Here is a 14,132-nt window from a genome sequence, read left to right as displayed (position 1 = left end):
GTGCGCTACGTCAGCACGCGCGGCGCCGCCGCGACCGTCGGGCTTTCCGGGGCCATCGCAGCGGGCCTCGCGCCCGACGGCGGCCTGTATGTACCCGAGGCGATGCCGCGCGTGGACATGCCACGATCGCCCGGTTCCCTCGCCGGCACCGCGGCGCACATGCTGGAGCCGTTCTTCGCGGGCGACCCGCTCGCCATGGAACTGCCCGCCATCTGCGCGGAAGCCTTCGCCTTTCCCGCTCCGCGACGCGAGTTGCGCATCGACCGCGCGTACCTGCTCGAACTCTTCCATGGGCCGACCGCGGCCTTCAAGGACTTCGGCGCGCGCTTCCTCGCCGCCTGCCTCGTGAGGCTTCGCAGGGATGCGGACAGGCCACTGACGATCCTCGTCGCTACCTCGGGCGACACCGGCGCTGCCGTCGGTGCGGCCTTCGACGGGGTGCCCGGCATGCGGGTGGCCATCCTCTATCCCGACCAGCGCGTGTCCCCCCGGCAAGCCCACCAGCTCGGCAGCTTTGGTGACAACGTGCGCGCGCTTCGCGTGGCGGGAAGCTTCGACGACTGCCAGCGGCTGGTGAAAGCCGCGCTGGGCGACGCCACGCTGCAAGCCGACGTACCGCTATCCTCGGCAAACAGCATCAGCCTCGGCCGCCTGCTGCCACAGATGGCGTACTTCGGTCGCGCCGCATTGAGTGCTACCCAGCGGATGAACACCATCGTTCCCACCGGCAACCTCGGCAATGCCGTCGCGTGCCTCTGGGCGCGCGAGATCGGCTTTCCCATCGGGGACGTGGTATTCGCGTGCAACGCGAACGAAACGCTGCCGGAATTCTTCGCGGGCAGGCCTTATCGCGCGCGCGATGCCGTCGCCACCATCGCCAACGCGATGGACGTGGGCGCGCCTAGCAACTTCGAACGCCTGCGGCACCTGTTCGGCGGCGACGAGGCCACGCGCCTGCACGGCCATGCCGAGAGCGTGGACGACGCCGAGATCCGCGACACCATCCACCGGCACGCGGCCGCCGATGGCGAAGTGTTCTGCCCGCACACGGCCACGGGCATTCGCGTGCTCGAGCGGCTGCGCATGGCCGGCGACGAGCGCGAATGGACCATGGCCGCCACGGCCCATCCGGCGAAGTTCGACACGATCGTCGAGCCGTTGATTGGACGTGAGGTCGAGGTGCCCGACGCGCTCAAGGCGATGCTGGAGCGTGAATCGCTCGCCGAGCCGATGGCTGCGGATTCGCGTGTCTTTTCGGAGTGGCTGCGCGGCTGGCAGTGATGGCTGCGCGAGGTTTTCGATAGCGCCCTGCGGGAGCCGCTTCAGCGGCGATGGGTGCTTGCGGCAGGTTGCCCGCTGCCGCGGGATCGCCGGCATAGCCGGCTCCCACACGAGGCCTCTCCACAAGAGCTCGCAAATCAAAAACGCAGGCGAGCTTTGTGTGGGAGCCGCTTCAGCGGCGATGGGTGCTCGCGGCGAGGTTGCCCGCTGCCGCGGGATCGCCGGCATAGCCGGCTCCCACAGGGCGAAAAAAAAGGCCGGCGTCGTTCCGTTGAGGAACAACGCCGGCCCTTCGTGTGTTGCGATCAGTGCTTGAGCGTCTTGCGCATGCGCTCCAGGGCCTGGAGCTGGGCAAGCGCCTCGGCCAGCTTCGCCTGGGCTTCCGACACGTCCATCTGCGGGCCGCGATTGGCCAGGGCGGCCTCTGCTTCTGCCTTCGCCTTCAGGGCCGCCGCCTCGTCGAGGTCCGACGCACGCGCGGCCGTATCGGCGAGGATCGTGACCACCTGCGGCTGCACCTCGAGGATGCCGCCGGAGACGAAGAACTGCTGGCGCTCGCCGTTGGCCGCGACCACGTCGACGTGGCCGGGCTTCAGGCGGGTGATCAGCGGGGCGTGACGCGGCGCGATGCCCAGCTCGCCAAGCTCACCGGTGGCGACCACGAGCGTGGCTTCGCCGGAGTAGATCTCGGCTTCGGCGCTGACGATGTCGACGCGGATGGTGTGGGGCATGGGGGGCTCCGGCTTTGTCGTTCTATAGGTTGCGTTGAGGTATGGCTTGGTGAAGCGTGAGCGGCGGCTGACGCCGCCTTGTGAACCGTAAGTTGCGATTGCTGTTCACGGTTCACTGTTTACAAGGCGGCGCAGCCGCCGCTCACGCTTCACGCAACGAAGGGCGCCCTCAGGCAGCCTTCTTCGCACCCATCTCTTCGCCCTTCTTTATCGCTTCGTCGATGCCGCCGACCATGTAGAAGGCCTGCTCCGGCAGGTAGTCCACGTCGCCGTCGACGATCATCTTGAAGCCGCGGATGGTTTCCTTCAGCGGCACGTACTTGCCCGGCGAACCCGTGAACACTTCCGCCACATGGAACGGCTGCGAGAAGAAGCGCTCGATCTTGCGGGCGCGCGACACGGCTTCCTTGTCTTCCTGCGACAGCTCGTCCATGCCGAGGATGGCGATGATGTCCTTCAGTTCCTTGTAGCGCTGCAGCGTGCCCTGCACGCGGCGGGCCACGTCGTAGTGCTCCTGGCCGATCACGCCCGGATCGAGCTGACGGCTGGTGGAGTCCAGCGGATCCACGGCCGGGTAGATGCCCAGCGAGGCGATGCTGCGGCTCAGGGTCACCGTGGCGTCGAGATGGGCGAAGGTGGTCGCCGGCGACGGGTCGGTCAGGTCGTCCGCGGGCACGTACACGGCCTGGATGGACGTGATCGAGCCGGTCTTGGTCGAGGTGATGCGCTCCTGCAGCACGCCCATTTCCTCGGCGAGCGTGGGCTGGTAGCCCACCGCCGACGGCATGCGGCCCAGCAGCGCCGACACTTCGGTACCGGCCAGCGTGTAGCGGTAGATGTTGTCGACGAAGAGCAGCACGTCCTTGCCCTTGCCGGTCTCGTCCTTCTCGTCGCGGAAGTACTCGGCCATGGTGAGGCCGGTGAGCGCCACGCGCAGGCGGTTGCCCGGCGGCTCGTTCATCTGGCCGTACACCATCGCGACCTTGTCGAGAACGTTGGAGTCCTTCATCTCGTGGTAGAAGTCGTTGCCCTCGCGGGTACGCTCGCCCACGCCAGCGAACACGGACAGACCCGAGTGCGCCTTCGCGATGTTGTTGATGAGCTCCATCATGTTCACGGTCTTGCCCACGCCGGCGCCGCCGAACAGGCCGACCTTGCCGCCCTTGGCGAACGGGCACATCAGGTCGATGACCTTGATGCCGGTTTCCAGCAGCTCGCTCGCGGCGGCCTGGTCGTCGTACGACGGGGCTTCGCGGTGGATGACCCAGCGCTCCTGCTCGCCGATGGGGCCGGCTTCGTCGATCGGGTTGCCCAGCACGTCCATGATGCGGCCGAGCGTGGCCTTGCCGACCGGCACCTTGATGCCTTCGCCGGTGTTGCGGGCGATCAAGTTGCGGCGCAGACCGTCGGTGGAACCGAGGGCGATGGCGCGGACGATGCCGTCGCCGAGCTGCTGCTGCACTTCGAGGGTGATCTCGGTGCCGTCGATCTTCAGTGCGTCGTAGATCTGCGGCACCTGGTCGCGCGGGAATTCGACGTCGACGACCGCGCCGATGATCTGAACAACTTTACCCTGGCTCATGGAATGCTCCGGATGAATCTATGTAGGTTCTGTAGCGGCGCCGCTTTCGCGTCGCCATGGCTTTTCGTTAGACCGCCGCGGCGCCGCCGACGATTTCCGAGATTTCCTGCGTGATCGCCGCCTGGCGCGCCTTGTTGTAGACGAGCGTCAGTTCGCCGATGACCTTGCTGGCGTTGTCCGACGCGGCCTTCATGGCCACCATGCGTGCGGCGTGTTCGCTGGCGAGGTTCTCGAGCGCCGCCTGGTACACCACCGACTCGATGTAGCGCGTCATCAGGTGTTCGAGCACCGTGCGCGCGTCGGGTTCGTAGATGTAGTCCCAGTCGTGGGCCTGCTCGACCTTGACGCCTTCGGACGCCGAACCCTCGGCGTTCTCCAGCTCCGTGGCGACCACCGAGAGCGGCAGCAGCGCATCGATGCGCGGCTTCTGCACGATGGTGTTCACGAAGTCGTTGTAGACCAGGAACACGCGGTCCAGCCGGTTTTCCGAATAGGCGTCGAGCACGACCTTGATGACGCCGATCAGGTCTTCCAGCTTCGGCTTCTCGCCGAGGTGCGTGGCCGTACCGATCAGGTTCACGCCCTTGATGCGGCGGAAGAACTGCACGGCCTTCTGGCCCACGGCAACGACGTCGATCTCCGCGCCCTTGCCCTGCCACTCGCGAATGGACGTGAGCGTGCGGCGGAACAGGTTGGAATTGAGGCCGCCGGCCAGACCGCGGTCGGTCGAGACCACGATGAAGCCGACGCGCGCGACGTTGCCACGCTCGGTGAGGAACGGATGGGTAAAGTCGGTGCTGGCCTGGGCGACGTGCGCAATGACCTTGCGCATCAGGCGCGCGTAAGGACGCGAGGCCTTCATCAGGTCCTGCGCCTTGCGGATCTTCGACGCCGAGACCATTTCGAGCGCGCGCGTCACCTTGCGCATGTTCTGCGTGCTCTTGATCTTGGTTTTGATTTCGCGGCCGCTTGCCATGAGGTTCGCCGTGGTCGTGTTACTTGATTACTGAGGAACGTGAACCGTAAACCGTGAACCGTAAGTTGCGAGCTGTAACTTACTGTTCACGGTTCACGCTTTACGCGATTACCAGCTACCGGTCTTCTTGAACTCGTCGGCGGCGGCCTTGAAGGTCGCCTCGATGTCCTTGTCCCAGTCACCGGTCTCGTCGATCTTCGCCATCAGTTCGCCGTGGTTCTGGCGCATGAAGGCGTGCAGGCCCTTCTCGAACGGCAGCACCTTGTTGACCGGCAGGTCGTCGAGGTAGCCCTTCTCGGCCGCGTAGATCGACACGCCGAGTTCGGCGATCGACAGCGGCGAATACTGCGACTGCTTCATCAGTTCGGTCACGCGCTGGCCGCGGTCGAGCTGCGCACGCGTGGCGGCGTCGAGGTCGGAGGCGAACTGGGCGAAGGCGGCCAGCTCGCGGTACTGCGCGAGGGCCAGCTTCACGCCGCCGGAGAGCTTCTTCACGATCTTCGTCTGGGCCGCGCCACCGACGCGCGACACCGAGATACCGGCGTTCACGGGCGGACGGATACCGGCGTTGAACAGGTCGGTTTCCAGGAAGATCTGACCATCGGTGATCGAGATCACGTTGGTCGGCACGAACGCGGACACGTCGCCGGCCTGGGTCTCGATGATCGGCAGCGCGGTAAGCGAACCCGTCTTGCCCTTCACTTCGCCGTTGGTCATCTTCTCGACGTACTCGGCGCTGACGCGCGAGGCGCGCTCGAGCAGACGCGAGTGCAGGTAGAAGACGTCGCCCGGATAGGCTTCGCGGCCCGGCGGACGCTTCAGCAGCAGCGAGATCTGACGGTAGGCCACAGCCTGCTTCGACAGATCGTCATAGACGATCAGCGCGTCTTCGCCGCGATCGCGGAAGTACTCGCCCATGGCGCAGCCGGAGTACGGTGCGACGTACTGCAGCGCGGCCGCTTCGGACGCCGAGGCGACGACGACGATGGTGTTGGCCAGCGCGCCGTTCTCTTCGAGCTTGCGCACGACGTTGGCGATCGAGCTGCGCTTCTGGCCGATGGCCACGTAGATGCAGCGGATGCCGGAGTCTTTCTGGTTGATGATCGCGTCGATCGCGACGGCGGTCTTGCCGGTCTGGCGGTCGCCGATGATCAGCTCGCGCTGGCCGCGGCCGATCGGGATCATCGAGTCGATGGACTTGTAGCCGGTCTGCATCGGCTGGTCGACCGACTGGCGCCAGATCACGCCCGGGGCGACCTTCTCGACGGGGCTGGTGCCCACGGCGTCGATCGGGCCCTTGCCGTCGATCGGGTTACCCAGCGCGTCGACGACGCGACCGAGCAGGCCCGGGCCGACCGGCACTTCGAGGATGCGGCCAGTGGTCTTGGCGGCGTCGCCTTCGCGCAGGTGCTGGTACTCGCCCAGCACCACGGCGCCGACCGAGTCGCGCTCCAGGTTCAGCGCGAGGGCGAACGTGTTGTTCGGCAGTTCGATCATCTCGCCCTGCATCACGTCGGCGAGGCCGTGGATGCGCACGATGCCGTCGGACACGCTGATGATCGTGCCTTCGTTGCGTGCCTCGGCGCCGAGCTTGAACTGCTCGATGCGGGTCTTGATCAGTTCGCTGATCTCGGACGGGTTCAGAGTGGTGCTGGACATGGTCGGTTCCTATATGAAATCAGTGCGTCAGCGCGCCGGCCAGCCGCTGGAGGCGGCCGCGCGCCGAACCGTCGATGACCTGCTCGCCCGTGTCGATGACGACACCGCCGAGCAACGCCGGATCGACGTGCGTATCCAGTTCGATCTCACGCTTGAAGCGGCGCTTCAGCGAGGCGCGCAGCGTTTCGGTCTGCGCCGCGTCGAGATCCAGCGCGCTCGTGACCTTGACCTTCAGGGTCGACTCCGACTCCAGCTTGTACTGGTCGTAGAGCGCGGCGATTTCGGGCAGCAGGTGCATGCGGCCGTTTTCCGCCAGTTCCTCGAGGAAACGGGCGAACGGCGCATCGGCAGCCATGCCTTGCGGAAGATGGAGGGCGACGAGCTGCGCCGGCAGCACGCGCGGATCGTTGCCGAGCCCGGCGACCTGGGGGTCGGCCGCGACCGCGGCGGCGAAGCCGAGCGCCGCCGACCAGTCGGCGAGCGCACCCGACGCATGCGCCACTTCGAAAGCGGCGCGTGCGTACGGACGGGCGAGTGTGAGCGCCTGGGCCATGGTCAGATCTCGGCAGCGAGCTGATCGAGCAGCGCCTTGTGGGCCGCCGGATCGATTTCACGCTGGACGATCTTCTCCGCGCCCTTCACGGCCAGCGCGCCCACCTGCTCACGCAGCTGCTCGCGCGCCCGCTGCGCCATCGACGCGATCTCGTCCTGGGCCTGGGCCTTCAGACGGTTGATCTCGGCGGTGGCTTCGGCACGGGCCTTGTCCAGCAGCTGGTTGGCCTGCTGCTGGGCCTTGTCGATGATCTCGGTCGCCTGCAGGCGGGCCTGCTTGATCTCGGTGGCGACCTTGGCGTCGGCATCCTTGAGCTCGGCGCGCGCGCGCTCGGCGGCAGCGAGGCCCTCGGCCACCTTTTTCTGGCGCTCTTCGATGGCGCCGTTGAGCTGGGGCCAGATGAACTTGGTGGTGAACCAGACCAGGATCGCAAAAGAGATCATCTGGCCCAGGAAGGTCATGTTGATTTCCATGATCTCTCCGAAAGACTCCGAACGCTGGGGTACTGACGATCGCCGTGACCCCACGGGTCACGGCGACAGGACGGACGTTTGCTTAGCCGCCGACGGCAGCGCGCACGACACCGACCAGCGGGTTCGAGAACGCGAACAGCAGGGCCACGGCGAGGCCGATGATGAACGCCGCGTCGATCAGGCCGGCGAGCAGGAACATGCGGCCCTGGAGCAGCGGGACCAGTTCAGGCTGGCGAGCGGCCGACTCGAGGAACTTCGAGCCCATGACGGCGATACCGAGGCAGGCGCCCAGCGCGCCGAGGCCGATGATGACGCCGATGGCGATGGCGGTCATGCCCTGGACGTGGGCGAGAAGCGAGGCGAGTTCCATGGTGTTCTCCTGGGATAACGAATAACGAAAGGGTGGAAACGAAAAGGATGGAGCCGAAGGTTCTAACGTCGGAGCGGTGAGTTAGTGGTGTTCCCGCGCCGTGGCGATGTAGACGATCGTGAGCATCATGAAGATGAACGCCTGGAGGGCGATGATCAGGATGTGGAAGATCGCCCACGCCGTGTTGAACACGACGCCAGGCACGAAGCTGATCCAGCTCACCATCAGACCGGCAATCAGCATGAACACCAGTTCGCCGCCGTACATGTTGCCGAAGAGTCGCATGGCGAGCGACACGGGCTTCGACAGGGTTTCGACGACGTTGAGAAGGAAGTTGGGGATCACCAGGATGAGCTTGGCGATCGGGTTGCTTGCGTGGAACGGCGCGGTGAGGAGCTCCTTGCCGAAGCCGAAACCGCCCTTGGCCTTGATGCCGTGGCCGATGACGATGAACAGCACAGCCACCGACAGGCCGACCGTGGTGTTGATGTCGGCGGTGGGCACCATGCGGAAATAGGTGTGGTGCGCGACTTCGTCACCCGCGAAGGTGTGCACGAGCCAGCCGGCGAGATCGACCGGCAGCAGGTCCATGGCGTTCATGAGGAACACCCACATGAAGATGGACAGCGCCAGCGGCGTGACCGTGCGGCGGTCGCCGTGGAAGGTGTCCTTCACCTGGGTGTCGACGAACTCGATGGCCAGCTCCACCAGGGCCTGGCCCTTGGACGGCACGCCCGACGTGGCCTTGCGCGCGAACAGCCAGAACCACAGGCAGAACGCGGCACCAAGGACGAACGAGACGACGATGGAATCGGCGCGCAGATTCCAGAACCAGAAATGGTCGGCGCTGAAATTCACCGTGAGGTGGTTCAGGTGGTGCTGGATGTATTCGGTCAGACCGCCCTGCGGTTCGCTCGCCATGCCTCAACCCTTGAATCTGAATGCAAATACGTTGACCGCGTAGCCGGCCACCAGTCCCGCCAGTGCGGGCAAGGGTGGCAGCTTCCACTGAACCAGGATGAGAGCCAGTCCACCGATGAGGATGATCCAGCGAAGGATCATGCCCACGAGGAACCGCATGAACGTTGCTCCCGCCCCGCCCAGCGCGCTGAACGCTCGCGCGGCAAGCAGCGCGGTGGCGATAGCGACGATCAGGGCGCCCCCGAAGGCGGCCAGCGCGGCTGGACGACCCTGCAGGGAGAAAGCGAGTCCTGCGACGACGGCCACCACCAGCTGCGCGATGACGATGCGCATGGCGAGGTGACGACCGGCAGCAAGACTATTGAGCAACGCGAGGCTCCCGTGGTTTCGCTCGAAGGCGGCACCAGCTGGTTCAACGGGCCACGGTTTAATCTGGAAAAGTATACCAGCGCCGTAAACGACGGGACAAGCTGCGAAAGGCCATAACCACCCGCCGGCGCGACCCTGTGTCGCGTCGTTGTGGAGGTGGCGCCGGCGATCAGGCCCTGGCGGGCTGACCTGCCAGCACGCCGAGGGACGTGGCGGTCTGCACGGCCACGTCGAGGATGTCGCCCACGGCGGATGCGGCGCGCTGCACGCCTTCGCGCTGGAGCTCTTCGCCCCGGCGCACCAGTGCCTGCACGGCATCGGCATCGTTTGCCTGCATGGCGTCGGCGATCAGCCCCGTTGCCGCACGCGCATGCCCTTCCATCGCCGCCAGCTGCAGGTCGGCGACACGCTCCATGCCGCGCCAGGCGACGGCCTGTGCGGCGGCGGCCTGCTCCACGAGTCGGGCAAGATCGGCGTAACCGTTTACTTCTGACATCGGTGCGGGCCGTCGGGGAACGGGGGAGGCCGGAGTGTAGTCCCGTGCGCCGCAGCGCAGCAACCGCGAATTGTTGCGATGGCAGTTATACGGAATATTCCGCGCCCGAGGTGCAGGTCTCGTGCACCACCACCTTCGCCAGACCGGGCACGTCCGGGCTCAGGCGCTCGAAGATCCACCGGGCGAGGTTCTCGCTGGTGGGGTTTTCGAGGCCTTCGACGTCGTTGAGATAATGGTGGTCGAGCCGGTCGTAGAGCGGCTGGAACCGCGCCTTGAGGTCGCCGAAATCCATGACCCAACCCAGCACGGGGTCGGTGGGCCCTTCCACGTGCAGTTCGACGCGGAACGAGTGGCCGTGCAGGCGGGAACATTTGTGCCCTTCGGGCACATTCGGCAAACGGTGGGCCGCTTCGATGTTGAAGGTCTTGAAGATACGCATGGAGCGCATTGTAGCGGACGCGGCAAATGGCTCCCGATAACCGCGCCCCTTCACGACGGGGTTCGCACTTCGGAAAATTCGTAGCCTCCTGTTCATGGACTTTTCACCGCCGAACGGTTGCAGTGGCAACTACCGGCGTGACTGCGTAGGGGGAGGATCGCCGGCTTCCATGCGCACACCAGGAGGCATCGATGTGCCTTGCTCGTGATTCAATCGACGGCTCGCATACGTGCGGGCTGGCCGAAGAAGTGTTCGCCGCCTTGCCATGGCCCTGTGTGGTCTGGCGCCAGGACGGCGAGCGGGCCGTGATGGTCAACGCAGCGTTTCGACGCGAATTCGGCACGGCGCGGGGCCGTGCCGGCCCCGTCTGGCTCCAGGAACACCTTCATCCCACCGGTACCGCGGACGAGTTTGTGCTCCGCGACCCCCATGTGCCGCCCCGTCGTTATCGTATGACGCGCCAGTTACTCGACGTGCCGCCGGAAGCGTTCCACGCCGTGTTCCTGATGCCCCTGCCCGAAGACGACCATACCGACGAGCCGGCGGCGAGCAGCTTCGCTGCCCTGCGGCCGGACGTCTCGCTCACCCGCCGCGAATCGCAAGTGCTCGAGGGCATCATGTGCGGGAAGCTCAACAAGGTGATCGCCAGCGAACTCTGCATCAGCCCCAAGACCGTGGAGCTCCACCGAGCCAATCTCATGGCCAAGCTGCGCGTGCACAACGTGGTGGAGCTGGCGCGCGCGGTGCTGGATCTTGCGCCCCGCGTGGACGAGGAACCGATCGTGCTGTAGGAGCGCGCCCTGCGCGCGACATCTTTTCGCGCCTGTCTTCAGGCTGGCGCGCCAGCTCCCGGGCACGGCCTCAACACATGTCGCGCGCAGGGCGCGCTCCTACAGCAACAAAAAAGCCGCGCTTGCGGGCGCGGCTTTCCTGTTTTTGGTGGCTAGAGGCGGGCTCGAACCGCCGACCTCAGCATTATGAGTGCCGCGCTCTGACCAGCTGAGCTACCTAGCCATGGAACCTGGTCGTCCGCGGGCAGGCCCGCGAAGGCCGGGCAGTTTAATCGCGGCTGGCTTTCCGTTCAAGTAGCGCCTTGCCCGCGCTTCTCGCGCTGTGGTTGAATCGATCGCAACGAGCGTACCGGCCTGCCGCCGGCAACCTGCTCGCGGAGGACGGATGATCGACGCTGATGGCTATCGACCGAACGTGGGGATCGTGCTCCTGAACGGAGACGGCCGCCTGTTCTGGGCGCGCCGCGTCAATCGCGACGGCTGGCAGTTCCCCCAGGGCGGCATGCGCAGCGACGAGACGCCGCTGGAGGCCATGTACCGCGAGCTGGAGGAAGAAACCGGCCTGCTCGCCCAGCACGTGGAAGTCCTGGCGGAAACCCGTGGCTGGCTCCGCTACCGCCTGCCCAGCCGCTTCGTCCGCCACCACCAGCGGCCCACCTGCATCGGCCAGAAGCAGGTCTGGTTCCTTCTTCGCCTGAAATGCGGCGAAGACGCCTTCCGGCTCGACGCCTGCGAGAAGCCCGAGTTCGACCTCTGGCGCTGGGTCGACTTCTGGTACCCCGCCCACCATGTCGTGAACTTCAAACGTCAGGTCTACGAGCGGGCCTTGCGCCAGTTCGCGCCCACCGTGGAAACCGTCTGCCGGGTCGAAGTGGGTCGGTGCCCGCAGCAGGCCCTGGCCACCCGCGACACCGGCTCCTGAACGCCTTCACGCTTCAGTAGTTGACAATCGTTCGCATTCGCGTTCGAATTCGCTCCCATGTACATCTGCATGTGCAATGCCGTTACCGACCACGCCATCCGCCGCGCCGCGGCCGAGGGCGTCCAGTCCTTTGCCGAGCTCCAGGCCCGCACGGGTTGTTCGGACTGCTGCGGCGCCTGCGAGCCGGAAGCCCGGCAGTGCCTGCGCGAGGCCGTCGACGCCACGCGTTCCGCGCTCGCCTTCGTCCCGTCTCCGGCCTGACCGGGAGCGTCCCGGTGAGGACGCGAACCGCCTTCATTCTCGTTACGCCACGGTCTCCGGCGGCCACGTATAGTCGTGCCCTGAACAGTCAGGGAGATCACCCATGAAGGGCGACGCGAAGGTCATCGAATACCTCAACAAGGTCCTCTATAACGAGCTGGCCGCCATCAACCAGTACTTCCTCCATTACCGGATGTTCAAGGACTGGGGCTACAACGAACTGGCCAAGCACGAATACGAGGAATCCATCGAGGAGATGAAGCACGCGGACAAGCTGATCGAGCGGATCCTCTTCCTCGATGGCCTGCCGAATCTCCAGCACCTGGGCAAGCTCCGGATCGGCGAGAACGTCGTGGAGGCGCTGCAAGGCGACCTGGATCTCGAATTGCTGGCCACCAAGGACCTGCGCGAGGCCATCGCCTATAGCGAAGGCATCCACGATTTCGTGAGCCGCGATCTGTTCAAGTTCATCCTCGGCCAGGAAGAAGAGCACATCGACTGGCTGGAGACGCAGTTCAGCCTGATCTCCGATATCGGGCCCGAGCGTTACATGCTGAGCAAGGTGGGTTCGCTGCACGACTGAACGTCCGCCAGCCACCCGGGATGCAAAGGCCGCCGCGAGGCGGCCTTTCTCTTTCCGGACCCCGTTCCTTGACCATTGAAGCAGGCGGGGGCTATACCATGCCCGGTCTTCACGTCTCCTCCACGGAATTGCCATGGCTCCACGCCAACCGCCACGGTTCGTCGTGCGCACGCTCGACGACGCGGCCAGCCAGCGCCGGACGCGCCTTCTGGTGGCAGGCGGGTGGGCGCTCAGCCTGATCCTCGTGAGCCTCGGTGTGTGGTTCGCGGCGCAGCGTGCGCCGACGGTCGCGGGGGATCGCGGCACCGTGCGGCAGTTGAAGGCGGACAACGAGGATCTTCGCCAGCAGGTGGCGAACCTGCAACGCGCCGGCCAGGTGGCCGACGTGGCTGCGAAGGAACTCAAACGGAACCTTGCCGAACGCGACGAAGAGATCAGCGGCCTCCGCACCGACCTCGCGTTCTATTCGCGCCTGGTGGGCGGCGGCGGGCAGCGCGACGGCCTGAAGATCCAGGGCGCTCGCAGCACACCGGTCAAGGGCGCCGCCAATGCGTGGAACCTGGTGGTCACGCTGACCCAGAACGCCCGGCGGGGTGAGGTGGTCGAGGGTTCGCTGAAATTCGCCGTGGAAGGCATCCAGGGCAACAAGGTCGCCACGCTCGAGGGCCCTGCCCTCGGGCAGGGCGCCCAGTCCACCAATCTTCCTTTTTCTTTCAAGTACTTCCAGCAGATCCAGGGAAGTTTCACCTTGCCGGCCGGCTTCAAGCCGACCCGGCTGCGTCTTGTCGCCGATGTGAAAGGCGGCCAGACGATCACCGGAACGGTGATGTGGACCGATGCCCTTCGCAACGACGAGGCCAACGATGTTCAGCAATAACCGGAAGAAGCAGGCTCCTGCCGTCAACGCGGCATCCACCAGCCTCATCGCCCGCGGGGTCACGCTTCGCGGCGACGTCTTCTTCAGTGGCGCGCTGCACCTGGACGGCACCGTCGAGGGTTCGGTCCATGCCGATGCCGGAAGCGACGGCGTTCTCACCATCAGCGAGACCGGTCGGGTCTCCGGGCGGATCGAAGTGCCCCACGCGGTCATCAACGGCGGCGTCACCGGCGATATTCACGTGACCGAACGGCTGGAATTGGCCCCGCTGGCCCGGATCGAAGGCGACGTGCATTACCAGGTGCTGGAAATGGCAGCCGGCGCGCAGGTGAACGGAAAGATGGTGCACCATGCGCCACAGACCATCCGCCAGCTGACCCAGGCAGCGCTCCAGGCCGCGCCGGCCCTGGACGAGGCTTGACCTGTACCGGAACGGCGCCATTATGTCCGTCATGAACAACCCATTTCCCATGGCTCCGACCGGCGCGCCCGACTACCGCTCGGGAACGGCACCGCTTGTCTTCACCGAAGCCGCCGCCCGCAAGGTGCACGAGCTGATCGAAGAAGAAGGCAACCCGGGCCTCAAGCTCCGTGTCTACATCAGCGGCGGCGGTTGCTCCGGGTTCCAGTACGGGTTCACCTTCGACGAGGAACAGGCGGAGGACGACCTTGCCGTTGCCCGCGAGGGCGTCACGCTCCTTGTCGATCCGCTTTCGTTGCAGTACCTCACGGGCGCGGAAATCGACTACGCCGAGTCGTTCAGCGGCTCGCAGTTCGTCATTCGCAACCCCAACGCGAAGACCACCTGCGGCTGCGGCTCCTCCTTCAGCGCATGACCGGTTTCCGGG

At 65.7% G+C, this 14,132-nt stretch carries 19 protein-coding genes and 1 tRNA gene; 8 read left to right on the top strand and 12 right to left on the bottom strand.

Annotation, left to right across the window (positions count from 1 at the left end):
* Positions 1-1,281 (top strand): threonine synthase, encoded by a 1,281-nt coding sequence (gene thrC / locus HBF26_RS08445; RefSeq protein WP_167124985.1) that lies wholly within the window; start codon positions 1-3, stop codon positions 1,279-1,281.
* Between the two features lie 305 nt (positions 1,282-1,586).
* On the opposite strand, the gene HBF26_RS08440 is transcribed toward thrC, so the two are convergent.
* The 11 genes from HBF26_RS08440 to queD form a co-directional block, all read right to left on the bottom strand.
* Complete coding sequence (locus HBF26_RS08440) at positions 1,587-2,012, bottom strand: F0F1 ATP synthase subunit epsilon (protein WP_167124983.1); 426 nt, start codon at positions 2,010-2,012, stop codon at positions 1,587-1,589.
* Positions 2,013-2,181: 169 nt separating this feature from the next.
* A complete protein-coding gene (gene atpD / locus HBF26_RS08435; RefSeq protein WP_167124981.1) occupies positions 2,182-3,594 on the bottom strand; it encodes a F0F1 ATP synthase subunit beta in 1,413 nt (470 codons plus the stop codon).
* A gap of 67 nt (positions 3,595-3,661) precedes the next feature.
* A complete protein-coding gene (gene atpG, locus HBF26_RS08430; protein ID WP_167124979.1) occupies positions 3,662-4,570 on the bottom strand; it encodes a F0F1 ATP synthase subunit gamma in 909 nt (302 codons plus the stop codon).
* 108 nt (positions 4,571-4,678) lie between these two features.
* On the bottom strand, positions 4,679-6,229 hold the full coding sequence (gene atpA / locus HBF26_RS08425) for a F0F1 ATP synthase subunit alpha (RefSeq protein WP_167028784.1): 1,551 nt from the start codon (positions 6,227-6,229) through the stop codon (positions 4,679-4,681).
* Positions 6,230-6,248: 19 nt separating this feature from the next.
* Positions 6,249-6,782: a F0F1 ATP synthase subunit delta gene (locus HBF26_RS08420; protein ID WP_166699946.1), complete on the bottom strand. Its 534-nt coding sequence runs from the start codon at positions 6,780-6,782 to the stop codon at positions 6,249-6,251.
* A 2-nt stretch (positions 6,783-6,784) separates the two neighbouring features.
* Positions 6,785-7,255 carry a F0F1 ATP synthase subunit B gene (locus tag HBF26_RS08415; protein ID WP_167124977.1) on the bottom strand — a complete coding sequence of 157 codons (471 nt, stop codon included), beginning with the start codon at positions 7,253-7,255 and terminating at the stop codon, positions 6,785-6,787.
* 82 nt (positions 7,256-7,337) lie between these two features.
* Positions 7,338-7,625, bottom strand: coding sequence for a F0F1 ATP synthase subunit C (gene atpE / locus HBF26_RS08410; RefSeq protein ID WP_089975626.1), 288 nt, complete (start codon positions 7,623-7,625; stop codon positions 7,338-7,340).
* An 81-nt stretch (positions 7,626-7,706) separates the two neighbouring features.
* A complete protein-coding gene (gene atpB, locus HBF26_RS08405; RefSeq protein WP_167028787.1) occupies positions 7,707-8,546 on the bottom strand; it encodes a F0F1 ATP synthase subunit A in 840 nt (279 codons plus the stop codon).
* Positions 8,547-8,549: 3 nt separating this feature from the next.
* On the bottom strand, positions 8,550-8,915 hold the full coding sequence (locus tag HBF26_RS08400; RefSeq protein WP_208382008.1) for an ATP synthase subunit I: 366 nt from the start codon (positions 8,913-8,915) through the stop codon (positions 8,550-8,552).
* A gap of 169 nt (positions 8,916-9,084) precedes the next feature.
* Positions 9,085-9,411: a phasin family protein gene (locus tag HBF26_RS08395; RefSeq protein WP_167124975.1), complete on the bottom strand. Its 327-nt coding sequence runs from the start codon at positions 9,409-9,411 to the stop codon at positions 9,085-9,087.
* Positions 9,412-9,496: 85 nt separating this feature from the next.
* Positions 9,497-9,850: a 6-carboxytetrahydropterin synthase QueD gene (gene queD, locus HBF26_RS08390; RefSeq protein WP_167124973.1), complete on the bottom strand. Its 354-nt coding sequence runs from the start codon at positions 9,848-9,850 to the stop codon at positions 9,497-9,499.
* A 191-nt stretch (positions 9,851-10,041) separates the two neighbouring features.
* Here queD and HBF26_RS19760 point away from each other — a divergent pair, with 191 nt between their 5' ends.
* On the top strand, positions 10,042-10,641 hold the full coding sequence (locus HBF26_RS19760) for a LuxR family transcriptional regulator (RefSeq protein WP_167124971.1): 600 nt from the start codon (positions 10,042-10,044) through the stop codon (positions 10,639-10,641).
* A gap of 146 nt (positions 10,642-10,787) precedes the next feature.
* Here HBF26_RS19760 and HBF26_RS08380 read toward each other — a convergent pair.
* Positions 10,788-10,864 (bottom strand) — tRNA-Met (locus tag HBF26_RS08380).
* Positions 10,865-11,026: 162 nt separating this feature from the next.
* Between HBF26_RS08380 and HBF26_RS08375 the strand changes: the two genes are divergently transcribed.
* From HBF26_RS08375 to erpA, 6 genes are all read left to right on the top strand, one after another.
* Positions 11,027-11,563: an RNA pyrophosphohydrolase gene (locus HBF26_RS08375; RefSeq protein WP_167124969.1), complete on the top strand. Its 537-nt coding sequence runs from the start codon at positions 11,027-11,029 to the stop codon at positions 11,561-11,563.
* Between the two features lie 57 nt (positions 11,564-11,620).
* Positions 11,621-11,824 carry a (2Fe-2S)-binding protein gene (locus HBF26_RS08370; RefSeq protein WP_167124967.1) on the top strand — a complete coding sequence of 68 codons (204 nt, stop codon included), beginning with the start codon at positions 11,621-11,623 and terminating at the stop codon, positions 11,822-11,824.
* Between the two features lie 103 nt (positions 11,825-11,927).
* Positions 11,928-12,407 (top strand): bacterioferritin, encoded by a 480-nt coding sequence (bfr, locus tag HBF26_RS08365; RefSeq protein ID WP_167124965.1) that lies wholly within the window; start codon positions 11,928-11,930, stop codon positions 12,405-12,407.
* Between the two features lie 133 nt (positions 12,408-12,540).
* Positions 12,541-13,284: a DUF6776 family protein gene (locus HBF26_RS08360; RefSeq protein ID WP_167124963.1), complete on the top strand. Its 744-nt coding sequence runs from the start codon at positions 12,541-12,543 to the stop codon at positions 13,282-13,284.
* On the top strand, positions 13,271-13,705 hold the full coding sequence (locus HBF26_RS08355) for a bactofilin family protein (protein ID WP_167124961.1): 435 nt from the start codon (positions 13,271-13,273) through the stop codon (positions 13,703-13,705). The genes HBF26_RS08360 and HBF26_RS08355 overlap by 14 nt, the downstream gene beginning before the upstream one ends.
* Positions 13,706-13,736: 31 nt before the next feature.
* Positions 13,737-14,120 carry an iron-sulfur cluster insertion protein ErpA gene (gene erpA / locus HBF26_RS08350; RefSeq protein WP_425482985.1) on the top strand — a complete coding sequence of 128 codons (384 nt, stop codon included), beginning with the start codon at positions 13,737-13,739 and terminating at the stop codon, positions 14,118-14,120.
* Positions 14,121-14,132: the final 12 nt, after the last annotated feature.

The sequence above is a fragment of the Luteibacter jiangsuensis genome (genome assembly GCF_011742555.1).
GTDB lineage: Bacteria > Pseudomonadota > Gammaproteobacteria > Xanthomonadales > Rhodanobacteraceae > Luteibacter > Luteibacter jiangsuensis.
Note: the sequence above shows the minus strand (reverse complement) of the source record. Positions and strands in the feature narration are given on the sequence as shown.